An 11,982-nucleotide genomic window follows, 5' to 3' on the forward strand; every position below is an offset into this window, starting at 1 on the left:
TAACACGTTTTTAAGTATTTACGCCTTACCTTTGTCCCGTAGAAATTTTCTGGCAATGATAGAATCCGGGTAAAATACGTTCAGGGTTCTTAGTTAGAAGAAAATTATATTTATGACAAAAAAACAAATATTCTATTTTGGATTATTTGCCTCAATCATCACATTAAGTTCTGGTTTTAGACCATTCCAATCTGAATTATTTCCTTGGTTTCATGTATTTGAAAAGGAAATTACCTACACAGTACCTACAGAAGTAGAAGTTGGCCAAACATTTTTTGATATTCCTTTTACGGGGAAAACTTTCGTTGGTTTCCAGCAGAGTTTAGCGGCCCGTGAATCCCAGGGAAAATATCATAAAGTAAATTCTTTTGGTTATCTTGGAAAATATCAATTTGGTACCGAAACTCTAGAAGAGTTAGGAATCAATGATGAACAAAACTTCCTGAAAAGCAGAAAGCTTCAGGAGAAGGCATTTATTGCTTATTTGGCGCGTAACAAATGGGACTTACGGAAAGAGATTGAAAGGTATTCCGGAAAGGTAATCAGGGGTATTCCTATTACTGAATCGGGTATATTAGCTGCAGCACATCTTGGAGGGCCGGGATCGGTTAAACGTTTTTTGCGTTCGGGAGGACGTAAAAAGTTTGTCGATGGTTTTGGGACTTCGATTGCTGAGTATTTAAGAGAATTCGCTGGTTATGATACCAGTTTTATTGAGGCAAATAAAAAAGCAAAAGCTAATTACTACGTGTATTAATAGTTTTTGTGGATGATGAAAATGCAAGGTCGATTATGTAAATCGACCTTTTGTTTTTTCCAGTCTTTTACAGCTAATGTTTTAATGTATTCAGTGGGAAGCGTGATGTCGCATGCAATACAAAGATTGGTGTTGGGTTGCAATGTACTTAAAAGATCTTCCATTAATTTGTTGTTTCGGTACGGAGTTTCAATGAAAAGCTGAGATTGATTCTTTTCAAAAGACAACTTTTCAAAATTCTTCAGTGCAGATTTTTTTTCACCTTTGTCAATTGGTAAATAACCGTTGAAAGCAAAACTCTGGCCATTCATCCCTGATGCCATCACGGCTAGTAAAATTGAGCTTGGTCCAACTAGCGGAACGACCTGAATTCCTTTTTCGTGGGCTAATTTTACAATAACGGCTCCTGGATCGGCAACACCCGGACATCCGGCTTCACTCATTAAGCCTATGTTCTGCCCGCTTAAAAGTGGTTTGATGAATTCCTGATGCTCGTGTGTTTCGGTATGTTTGTTTAATACTGAAATGTGTAAGCTGGGTTGTTTTTTTTCAGGATGAACACTTTTGATAAAGCGGCGTGCGGTTTTTTCGTTTTCAACGATGTAATGATCAATGAAATCAATGCTCCTTTTGATAGTTTGAGGTAATACATCTTCTGGATTCATTTCGCCCAAAGTGGTTGGGATTAGATATAATTTTCCTAAAAATGTAATGGGCTTCATCGGTTTTATTTTTTCAAAAGTTTTTGTGCAATACTGTCGCAGGCTTTGTCTAACATGTGGTAGACTTTTTCAAAGCCATCCTGTTGTCCGTAATACGGATCCGGAACGTCTACGCGTTCGCCGGGAAAAATCTCATCCAGAATAAGCTGTACTTTAGCTTTATCTGTATTATTTTGTGCCTGGGCAATCACATCTTTATAATTTTGATTGTCCATAACATAAATATAGTCAAATTCCTGAAAATCTTTTTTCGAAAAGTGACGGCCTCTTAAGTGGGTGATATCGAGATTGTAGTTTTTAGCCGTGAGTACAGATCTTTTGTCGGGGGGCTGACCTACGTGCCAACTTCCGGTTCCTGCAGAATCTACAATATAATCGTTGGAAAGTTTAGAGCGAAGTATGCCTTCGGCCAATGGAGAACGACATATGTTCCCCAAACAAACCATCAATATTTTTGTAGTCATTACAGTGATAATTTTTTGTTGATGTCGTCAACAAATTTTTTGAACTGTTTATCGGTAGAAACTAAATTGTCTACTGTTTTGCAGGCGTGTAAAACGGTGGCATGGTCTCTGTCTCCAATTTGTGATCCGATGTTTGCCAAAGATGCTTTCGTGTATTTTTTAGCAAAGAACATCGCTAACTGGCGTGCCTGTACCACGTGGCGTTTTCTTGTCTGTGATTGTAAGGTTGATACGTCAAGCTGGAAATAATCCGAAACTACTTTTTGGATGTAGTCGATAGAAATTTCACGCTTCACATTTTTCACAAACTTCTCAACGATTTGTTTTGCTAAGTCAATGGTAACTTCTTTTTTGTTAAAAGAAGATTGGGCGATCAATGAAATGATTGCGCCTTCCAGTTCGCGTACATTGGTTTTGATGTTGCGGGCAACATATTCAATAATGTCTTCCGGCATTTCAACACCATCGCGGAACAGGATGTTTTTCAAAATTGAAACCCTTGTTTCGTAGTCTGGCTGGTGTAACTCGGCAGATAATCCCCATTTGAAACGGGATAATAAACGTTGCTCGATGTCCTGCATGTCAACCGGAGCTTTATCTGAAGTCAGGATAACCTGTTTGCCGTTTTGGTGCAAGTGGTTGAAGATGTGGAAAAACACATCCTGGGTTCCTGATTTTCCTGATAAAAACTGTACGTCGTCAATGATTAATACATCGATTAACTGGTAGAAATGAATAAAGTCATTTCGGGTATTTTTTTTAACGGAATCTATATATTGTTGTGTGAAAATTTCAGCAGAAATATATAAAACCGTTTTTTCAGGGTATTTGTCTTTTATTTCAACACCGATAGCATGTGCTAAGTGTGTTTTTCCTAATCCTACACCTCCGAAAATCAATAACGGGTTGAATGAAGTTCCGCCCGGTTTATTGGCAACAGCCATACCGGCACTACGGGCCAAACGGTTTGAATCTCCTTCAAGGAAATTGTCAAAACTGTAATTGGCATTCAGTTGTGATTCGATTTTGATGTTTCGGATTCCCGGGATGATAAATGGGTTTTTTAATTCCGGATTTTTTTGTTGAACCGGCACGTCGATTTCCTGTGTTTTTACAGGTTGGCGTGTTGCGCTTGGTAGCTGTTCTGTAAATGGAAGTTTGTTCCCGTAGGTGTTTTCCATTTTAATTTTATACAGTAACTTCGCATTTTTTCCAAGTTCTTTCTGTAAGGCAACTTTTAATAACTTAACATAGTGTTCCTCTAGCCATTCGTAAAAGAATTTACTCGGCACTTGAATATAAAGCGCATTATCGGTAAGCTCTACAGACTTGATTGGTTCAAACCAAGTTTTGTATGCTTGCTCCTGTATGTTGTCCTTTATGAAAGACAGACAATTTTCCCAGACCGATTCCGCAGTTTTATTCATTGTGTGCATTCTTATATTGTTAGTTTTAAAGGTTTTACTTGGACAAATTACGGGCCAAGAATTTGAGTAGATTGGGATAGCAAATATGGATTATAAATATTGTAAAAAAAAATTTTTTTGATATTGATTTTATGAAAAAATTGTTGTAAGAAATTTTATTGGGGTTAAGAAATGTTTAAATAATAATTATAAGAAATTGATGAAAATTCATGAATTAAAAGTAAGGGTCAGGTATGCCGAAACGGATCAGATGGGAATGGTTTATCACGGGAATTATGCGCAGTATTTTGAGTTGGGACGTGTGGAATGGCTTAGAAATCTGGGTGTTTCGTATAAGTTGATGGAAGAAGCAGGAATAATGCTTCCGGTGGTTTCCCTGACGATGAATTATAAAAAACCGGCTCGCTACGATGATGAGTTGACGGTGCGTACGATTATGAAAAAACAGGAGTCGGTTAAGATAGAATTCGACTATGAAATCTTTAACAGTAAAGGTGAGTTATTAACAACCGGAAATTCTGTTTTGGTGTTTGTGGATATGAAAACCGGTAAGCCAATTTTACCTCCTGATTATCTTAAAAAGTTGTTGACAGAACTTTAGATTTCTTTTATGTCAACTTCAAACAAATTTGTAAAAATGTCGAATACCATTTCGGCATTTTTTTTTCGGGTTGAAATTTCAATCTGACAGTTTTCTTCCATTTTCTGTGAAACGATATTGAGGTTTTTCTCCTTAATAATACGCATCACTTTGTTCATGTTTTTGTAATCAAATGTTACACTGAAATGAATATCGATCGTTTTTTCGATTATGGTCGAAGCCTCCAAAGCCATTTTGGCACTTTCGCGGTAAGCGGATATCAATCCGCCAACACCTAATTTTACACCGCCGAAATACCGCACAACAACAACTAAGACATTGGTGACGTCAAATGACTGTATCTGTCCGTAAATGGGCATTCCGGCACTGTTGTTGGGTTCGCCGTCATCATTGGCGCGGTATTGTATTTTGGTTGTTCCTATCTGATAGGCATAACACCAGTGTCTGGCCGAAAAATGTTCTTTTTTGAGCTTATCAATATGGGTTTTGACTTCTTCTTCGGAAGTAATGGGAAAGGCAAAGCCGAAAAACTTACTGTTTTTCTCTTTGTATAAAGTTTCCGGTGAAGCTTCGTCTATTGTTTTGTAAGTATCCAATGAAGTTGTTTTTCGGCTTCAAAAATACTTATTTTTTGAAATTTAAACCGGAATTTCTTTCTGCATGAACAAATCGGTTACATCTTCTTCACCCACCTGAAGGTTCCAAACGTGCATTCCAAGGGATGCGGCAATGTCAGTGTTCTCTTTTTTGTCATCAATAAATAAAGTGCGTTTCATTGATAACTCATGTTTCTTGACAATGTAGTTAAAAGCTTCGGGCTCGGGTTTACGCCAGCCTATTTCAAAAGAAAAGTAAATTCTTTCGAAGCATTGGTAAAATTCACGGGCGAATGTGTGGCCTACTTTGTGTTCAAATTTGGCAACATGTATTTCGTCTGTGTTGCTTAAAAGGAATAAGCGGTATTTGTGTGACAGTTTCTGTAAAAACTCAAGTCTCTCTAACGGAAAATCAAGCAAAACTGAATTCCAGGCAGTTCTTATTTCGTCGATGGATGCATTCGGAATCATCTTTTTCATTTCAATCATGAACTGAACTTCGGTGATTTTTCCTTTTTCAAATTGTATGTTGATATCATCAAGTTCTTTACTCCATCCGGGTAGCCCCAGTTTCTTTAATGCATTGAGTGAAGCATTCTTATCTAAATTAATCAATACATCGCCAAAATCGAAAATAATAGTGTTAATCATAGTTTAGCATAAATTATTAGTTCGTCACTTCCTATTTTTTGTTCTTCTATTATTTTTCCAGTGATTTTAGGGGCTGTTATTCCACTTGAAAAATGCGAATTTCCTTTGAAAACCCTTGCTTCATCCCACAGTTGGGAATCAATAAAGGTTTGTAGGGTCCGGTTTCCGCCTTCGATGATTACAGATTGGATTCCCTTCCCAAATAAATAGTCACAAAGCTGTTTTGCAACGTTTTGGGTGAAGTCAATTTCGGTTTCGGTAATCAAAAAAGTTAAGGCCGAATTATCAAATATAGCACTTTCTTTTGAAATCCGGTTTTTTTTATCGAGAACAATTCGCACCGGATGGTTTCCTTTCCAGTTGCGGGCTGTTAAACTCGGGTTGTCATCGATTACGGTCTGGGTGCCAACGAGTATTCCCTGTTCTTCGGTGCGCCATTTGTGAACCAGTTGGCGTGAGTATTGATTCGTTATCCATACCGGTTCCTGTTTGTCTCTTTTTTCTGGAGCAATGAAGCCGTCTTCGGTTTCGGCCCATTTTAAGATGATGTAGGGACGCTTTTCGGTATGAAAGGTAAAGAATCGTTTGTTGAGCGCATTGCACCGGTCTTCCAAGATACCAACTGTGACATTGGCCCCGGCTTCTTTCAGTTTGCGGATGCCGTTACCCGAAACTTTGGCAAAAGGATCGATTGTTCCGATGACCACATTCGGTATTTTATGATGAATGATTAAATCAGCGCAGGGAGGTGTTTTTCCAAAATGACTGCAAGGTTCTAAACTGACATAAATCGTCGATTGGGATAGCAATGTTTTGTCTTTTACCGAATTGACCGCATTAACTTCGGCATGGGGTTCGCCGGCTTTCCTGTGCCAGCCTTCGCCAATGATTTTTCCGTCGTGAACAATAACACTGCCTACTAACGGGTTGGGGTAAGTGGTGCCTAACCCGTTTTGGGCTAATTCAATGCAGCGGCTGATGAATTTCTCATCTGTTGTAAAAGCAGCTTTGGATGTATGGCTCATTATTTCGGAATAACTCTTTTTTTTCATTGACGTTTCGTGTATCTTCACAACACAAAAATAAGCTTTTAAATTTATGTTGATCCGTGAAATCCAGTTGGAAGATAATGTACAGGTTGCTAAGGTAATCCGTACTGTTCTGGAAGAATTTAATGTGCCTAAAGTGGGGACTGCTTATGCTGATCCGCAATTGGACCGAATGTATGAAACGTATAAGGAACCCAAATCGGCTTACTTTGTGGTCGAAAACGAAGAAAGAATTATCGGTACGGCCGGAATAGCTCCGTTAGCTAACGGTTCGCCGGATGTCTGTGAATTGCAAAAGATGTATTTCTTACCGGAAACAAGAGGGCTGGGAGTGGGGGCCAAAATGATGGAAGTTTGTCTTGAAAAAGCAAAGTCACTTGGTTTTAAACAATGTTACCTGGAAACCATGCCTTATATGGAAGCTGCTCAAAAACTATATCAAAGATCCGGTTTTGAATATTTAGATAAACCGATGGGTTGTACCGGACACACTTCTTGCGGAGTCTGGATGATTAAGGATTTGACAACTGATACCGAATAATGATACTGAAAGAATATAAAATCCAGTTTACCCAAGAATTAACTCCTGTTTATGATGAACATGAGATCGACAGTTTTTTCTATATCCTGCTGGAAGCTTTCCATCAGATGAAAAGAATCGATCTGGCGATGAAGCCTGAAATGGAAATCGATACCATGCAATTGTTGCAGTGGGAAACGGTTTTATCCCAACTTAAAGAACAAAAACCCATTCAGTATATATTAGGAGAAACCGAGTTTTTCGGATTGCCTTTTTATGTAAATGAAAATACGTTAATTCCGAGACCGGAAACCGAAGAATTGGTCGATTGGATTCTGGAGAAGTCCAAAGTCGAAAATCCAAAGAGCAAAGTAAAAATTTTAGACATCGGAACAGGGACGGGATGCATTGCAATATCTTTGGCCAAAAACTTGCCAAATGCCGAAGTCTATGCCATGGATGTTTCGGAGAAGGCTTTGGCTGTAGCCCAAAAAAATGCAAACCGCAACACAGCGGAAGTTACTTTTCTGCACCAAAGTATTCTGGAGACCGAAGATTTGCTTCAGCAGTTTGATATCATCGTTTCCAATCCGCCTTATGTGCGGAATCTGGAGAAAGAAGAAATCAAAAAGAATGTCCTGGAATACGAACCGCATCTGGCGCTTTTTGTGGAAGATCATGACGCCTTGCTTTTCTATCGGAAAATTACTGAATTAGCCCAAAAGAATCTTTCGGATGGCGGCCAGTTGTTTTTTGAGATCAACCAATACTTAGGGAACGAGATGATCCAATTGCTTAAGGATTATAATTTCTCAAACATCGAACTCCGCAAAGATATTTACGGAAACGACCGGATGATTTTCGGTATTTTGTAATGAATATCTGCTTTATTACAGGTTAAGAGACAATTTTGTCAATTCGAAAATGTGAACTCCAAACTTAATTAGGTGAACTAGTTACTAAGTAAGTAGAACTCCAAACTTAATTAGGTGAACTAGTTATTAAGTAAGTAGAACTCCAAACTTAATTAGGTGAACTAGTTATTAAGTAAGTAGAACTCCAAACTTAATTAGGTGAACTAGTTACTAAGTAAGTAGAACTCCAAACTTAATTAGGTGAACTAGTTATTAAGTAAGTAGAACTCCAAACTTAATTAGGTGAACTAGTTACTAAGTAACGTGAACTATAAACTAAAAGATGAGAACTAGTTACTAAGTAACGTGAACTATAAACTAAAAGATTAGAACTAGTTATTAAGTAACGTGAACTATAAACTAAAAGATTAGAACGAGTTATTAAGTGACGTGAACTACTCGCTAAGTACTAGTCACTAATTACTAAGGACTATTTACTAATCACTCTTCACTAGTCACTAATTACTAAACCAAAAGATTACTCGTAACGAAGCGCTTCGATAGGATCCAGATTTGCGGCTTTAATGGCAGGATAAGAGCCTGATGCCACTGCAACGATAAAACAAACCACAAAAGCAGATGAAATGGCCAGCCACGGAATAACAAACTGGAAGCTCATACCGGCTGCAATGGCATAACCGATTAAAATCCCGAAAATAACACCAAAGAGTCCGCCTAATTGTCCGATAACAAGAGTTTCCATAAAAAACTGCATCGCAATGGTACTTTTTTTGGCGCCTAATGCTTTTCTTGTGCCTATTTCGCGTGTTCTTTCCGTTACCGAAACCAGCATGATATTCATCAATGCAATCGAAGAACCGAAAATGGTAATTACCCCAATTACCCATGCAGCCATACCTAAATATTGGGTAATGCCCAAGATTTTATTGATAAGGTCGTCACTTCTCGAAACACCGAAATTGTCATCTTCAACCGGATTGAGTTTACGTACTTTACGCATGGTGATGGTCGCGTTGTCAACCGCTTCATTAAGCAGTTCCTTTTTATCAATCATGACACTGGTCGTGTAATTGATATTCGGAGCGGTAAATAAAGTGCGGGCTACCTGGATGGGAACCAAAACCCTTAAGTCCTGACTGTTTCCGAAAGTAGATCCTTTTTCTTTCAAAACACCCACAACCTTGAATTTGGCACCACGTACCGAAATGGTTTTGCCAATCGGGTTTACACCGGCCAGTAATTTCTTTTCAAAATCAGAACCAAGGATACATACGTAGTTGTTATTTTCGATATCAAAAGGATTGAAGTTTCGTCCTTTCACTACTTCAAGACCTGAATTTGAGGTGTAATTATCATCAATTCCCAATACAGATACTTCGGGATCGGTTTTTTTATTTTCGAACTTTACTTCTGCGGATGCTGTGGCTGTAAACGATATGGAGGTATGTGTAAAAGGATAATTGTAGTTTTCTTTAAAGGCTTTAACCTCTGGATAAGAAATAATAGGGTTAATTTTCTTGAGTTCGCCGCCGCCTTCGGTACGGGTTAAATTATCATATTGATTGATGGTAAACGTGTTGGAACCCATTGAGGCAAAATCTTTCGATAACGTGTTTTCCAATGCAGAAACCAGGCTCAGGATACCCACTAAAGCAGTTATTCCGAAAGCAATAATGATGACAGTTAAAATCGTACGCAGTAATTGGGTTCTGATCGAGCCCAGGGCGATTTTTACGTTTTCTCTAAATAATCCTACCATAGTCAATAAGACACTAATTTGTGTTTTTTGTTACAATCACTTACTAAATTTTAGTATTCGTTCAAAATGTAAGATATTTGTAGGGCAATTTATGAAATGGCCACAATTATCTGTGCATTGCTCATTCATAATTCATAATTTATAACTCATAATTCAAAAGATGGCCCAGAAACCCAGTATTCCAAAAGGAACCAGAGATTTTTCACCAGCCGAAGTGGCTAAACGTAACTATATATTCAGTACGATCCGTACCCATTTCGAGCGTTTCGGATTCCAGCCTATTGAAACGCCTACGTTTGAAAATTCGGAAACATTGATGGGGAAATACGGTGAAGAAGGTGACCGTCTGATTTTTAAGATATTGAATTCGGGGAATTTCTTATTTGATAGTAAAAAGATTGAACTACCAAAATCAATTGAGGAACTACAGGCGAATCCTGCCGATAAAATTAGTTTGGAACAACGAATCGAGTTGAATAAATTTACGAACAGTATTTCCGAAAAAGCATTGCGTTATGATTTAACCGTGCCGTTTGCGCGTTATGTAGTGCAACACAGGAATGAGATTGAATTTCCGTTCAAACGTTACCAGATTCAGCCGGTATGGCGTGCTGATAAACCACAGAAAAGCCGTTACAGGGAATTTTACCAATGCGATGCCGATGTAGTGGGGTCAACTTCATTGTGGCAGGAAGTGGAATTGGTGCAATTGTACGATTCGGTTTTTAACGATTTAGGTTTAAAAGGAACAACGATAAAAATCAATAACCGCAAAATTTTATCCGGTATTGCCGAAGTAATCGGAGCTTCTGATAAATTGATTGATTTTACGGTGGCGCTGGATAAATTGGATAAAATAGGAGAAGAAGGGGTGAAGAATGAAATGCTGGGTAAAGGTATTTCATCAGAAGCTATTACTAAAGTACAGCCTTTGTTCAGTTTTGACGGAACAATTGATGAGAAGATTCAAAAATTATCGCAGTTACTGGAGTCTTCGGAAGAAGGTTTGAAAGGTGTGGCCGAATTAAAATTCATTTGTGAGAACGTACTGGAAATTGGGTTGCTTTCGGCTAATCTGGATTTGGATGTAACCTTAGCCCGCGGATTGAATTACTATACCGGAGCAATTTTTGAAGTTTCGGCTCCAGAAGGAGTAAGTATAGGTTCTATCGGTGGCGGTGGCCGTTACGATGATCTTACAGGAATATTTGACTCCAAGAATAAAATGAGTGGTGTTGGTATTTCTTTTGGTCTTGACCGGATTTATGATGTAATTTTCGGATTGGATTTATTCCCTGAAACCGTTACATCGACTTCAAAAGCCATATTCCTGAACTTTGGTGATGCCGAGGCTAAATATGCGATGCGTGCAATTGCCAAATTACGTCAACAGGGAATCAAAGTAGAATTATATCCTGATGCGGCTAAAATGGACAAGCAGTACAAGCATGCTGAAAAGCGCGGAATTCCGTACGCCGTAATTGTGGGTGGGGAAGAAGTGATGAAAAACGAATACAATATTAAAAACCTGGTTACAGGTGAAAAGCAAACCGTAAATTTTGATGAGTTGCTGAAAGCTTTAAAATAATAAGCTTTAGTTTAAATAGACCGCAGATTCGCAAATTGTACTTATTTAATTTGTGAATCTGCGGTTTCTTTATTTATTTCTCGGGTGATACGTTTGCATAACCTGATTGAGGTGTTTCCGGTCTACATGCATGTAAATCTCTGTTGTGGTGATCGATTCGTGTCCCAACATTAATTGGATGGAACGTAAATCGGCGCCGTTCTCAAGCAAATGCGTTGCAAAGGAATGGCGGAAGGTGTGCGGACTAATCGTTTTGTTGAGGTTGATTTTTTTAGCCAAATCTTTGATGATCGTAAATATCATCGCTCTGGTGAGTTGTTTTCCTCTACGGTTTAAAAACAGGGTGTCCCCGAATTCTTTTTGTATGGGCAAATGAATACGGACTTCATTCTTGTAAAGTTCAATGTATTTCTGGGTATGCGGGCTAACCGGAACAAAGCGCTGCTTGTTTCCTTTACCGGTTATTTTGATGAAACCCTCTTCAAAAAATAAGTCGGATATCTTCAAGCTGACCATCTCCGAAACACGTAAGCCACAACCATAAAGTGTTTCGAGCATGGCTCTGTTGCGCTCACCTTCGTTAGTGGATAAATCAACGGCGGCAATCAGGTTGTCGATATCTTCAATATTGAGGGTGTCCGGTAATTTTCTGCCTAAACGTGGTGCTTCGATGAGTTCAAGCGGATTGTCTTTCCTGTAATCTTCAAAAATCAAATAATTGAAAAAACTTTTCAATCCCGAAATTAAACGGGCCTGACTTCTGGGATTTACTTTTTTGGAGGCATCATAAATGAATTCCTGGATGGTTTCTTCATTAATCTGCACAGGAGAAACAGAAATATTGTTTGCGTCAAGATAAAGGCACAGCTTTTCAATGTCCAGGGTGTAGTTGTCGATGGAGTTTTTTGATAAGCCTCTTTCTATTTTTAAATACGATTGATAATTTTTGATGTAGCCTTGCCAATTCATACGG

Annotated in this window: 13 protein-coding genes; 5 read left to right on the forward strand and 8 right to left on the reverse strand. The window is 38.4% G+C overall.

Features of this window, described 5'->3' with window-relative positions:
* Positions 1–112 precede the first annotated feature (112 nt).
* The gene (locus NAT51_RS11375) at positions 113–757 is read left to right on the forward strand and encodes a peptidoglycan-binding protein LysM (protein WP_250599049.1); all 645 of its coding nucleotides are present in this window, start codon (positions 113–115) and stop codon (positions 755–757) included.
* Here NAT51_RS11375 and NAT51_RS11380 read toward each other — a convergent pair.
* The 3 genes from NAT51_RS11380 to dnaA are packed head-to-tail and all read right to left on the reverse strand — an operon-like array spanning position 754 to position 3,370.
* Positions 754–1,479 carry an SAM-dependent methyltransferase gene (locus NAT51_RS11380; RefSeq protein ID WP_250599050.1) on the reverse strand — a complete coding sequence of 242 codons (726 nt, stop codon included), beginning with the start codon at positions 1,477–1,479 and terminating at the stop codon, positions 754–756. The genes NAT51_RS11375 and NAT51_RS11380 overlap by 4 nt on opposite strands.
* A gap of 5 nt (positions 1,480–1,484) precedes the next feature.
* Entirely contained in the window at positions 1,485–1,943 is a 459-nt protein-coding gene (locus NAT51_RS11385) for a low molecular weight protein-tyrosine-phosphatase (RefSeq protein WP_250599052.1), read from the reverse strand.
* On the reverse strand, positions 1,943–3,370 hold the full coding sequence (gene dnaA / locus NAT51_RS11390) for a chromosomal replication initiator protein DnaA (protein WP_250599054.1): 1,428 nt from the start codon (positions 3,368–3,370) through the stop codon (positions 1,943–1,945). The genes NAT51_RS11385 and dnaA overlap by 1 nt, the downstream gene beginning before the upstream one ends.
* Positions 3,371–3,569: 199 nt before the next feature.
* Between dnaA and NAT51_RS11395 the strand changes: the two genes are divergently transcribed.
* A complete protein-coding gene (locus tag NAT51_RS11395; protein WP_250599196.1) occupies positions 3,570–3,971 on the forward strand; it encodes an acyl-CoA thioesterase in 402 nt (133 codons plus the stop codon).
* Here the strand turns inward: NAT51_RS11395 and NAT51_RS11400 are convergent.
* Genes NAT51_RS11400 through ribD form a run of 3 tightly spaced genes read right to left on the reverse strand, consistent with a single transcriptional unit; the run spans position 3,968 to position 6,270 of the window.
* Positions 3,968–4,567, reverse strand: coding sequence for an IMPACT family protein (locus tag NAT51_RS11400; protein WP_250599056.1), 600 nt, complete (start codon positions 4,565–4,567; stop codon positions 3,968–3,970). The two genes, NAT51_RS11395 and NAT51_RS11400, sit on opposite strands and share 4 nt — an antisense overlap.
* A 42-nt stretch (positions 4,568–4,609) precedes the next feature.
* Entirely contained in the window at positions 4,610–5,218 is a 609-nt protein-coding gene (locus NAT51_RS11405; protein WP_250599057.1) for an HAD family hydrolase, read from the reverse strand.
* Complete coding sequence (gene ribD, locus NAT51_RS11410) at positions 5,215–6,270, reverse strand: bifunctional diaminohydroxyphosphoribosylaminopyrimidine deaminase/5-amino-6-(5-phosphoribosylamino)uracil reductase RibD (RefSeq protein ID WP_394799699.1); 1,056 nt, start codon at positions 6,268–6,270, stop codon at positions 5,215–5,217. The genes NAT51_RS11405 and ribD overlap by 4 nt, the downstream gene beginning before the upstream one ends.
* Positions 6,271–6,316: 46 nt before the next feature.
* Between ribD and NAT51_RS11415 the strand changes: the two genes are divergently transcribed.
* Entirely contained in the window at positions 6,317–6,808 is a 492-nt protein-coding gene (locus NAT51_RS11415) for a GNAT family N-acetyltransferase (protein ID WP_250599058.1), read from the forward strand.
* Positions 6,808–7,662 carry a peptide chain release factor N(5)-glutamine methyltransferase gene (prmC, locus tag NAT51_RS11420; protein ID WP_250599059.1) on the forward strand — a complete coding sequence of 285 codons (855 nt, stop codon included), beginning with the start codon at positions 6,808–6,810 and terminating at the stop codon, positions 7,660–7,662. The genes NAT51_RS11415 and prmC overlap by 1 nt, the downstream gene beginning before the upstream one ends.
* A 517-nt stretch (positions 7,663–8,179) precedes the next feature.
* Here prmC and NAT51_RS11425 read toward each other — a convergent pair.
* Positions 8,180–9,421 carry an ABC transporter permease gene (locus NAT51_RS11425; RefSeq protein WP_250599060.1) on the reverse strand — a complete coding sequence of 414 codons (1,242 nt, stop codon included), beginning with the start codon at positions 9,419–9,421 and terminating at the stop codon, positions 8,180–8,182.
* Positions 9,422–9,581: 160 nt separating this feature from the next.
* Here NAT51_RS11425 and hisS point away from each other — a divergent pair, with 160 nt between their 5' ends.
* The gene (gene hisS, locus NAT51_RS11430) at positions 9,582–11,009 is read left to right on the forward strand and encodes a histidine--tRNA ligase (protein WP_250599061.1); all 1,428 of its coding nucleotides are present in this window, start codon (positions 9,582–9,584) and stop codon (positions 11,007–11,009) included.
* Positions 11,010–11,078: 69 nt separating this feature from the next.
* Here the strand turns inward: hisS and xerD are convergent, their stop codons facing one another.
* A complete protein-coding gene (xerD, locus tag NAT51_RS11435) occupies positions 11,079–11,978 on the reverse strand; it encodes a site-specific tyrosine recombinase XerD (protein WP_250599062.1) in 900 nt (299 codons plus the stop codon).
* Between the last annotated feature and the right edge of the window lie 4 nt (positions 11,979–11,982).

This window comes from Flavobacterium amniphilum, from assembly GCF_023634845.1.
Lineage (GTDB): Bacteria > Bacteroidota > Bacteroidia > Flavobacteriales > Flavobacteriaceae > Flavobacterium > Flavobacterium amniphilum.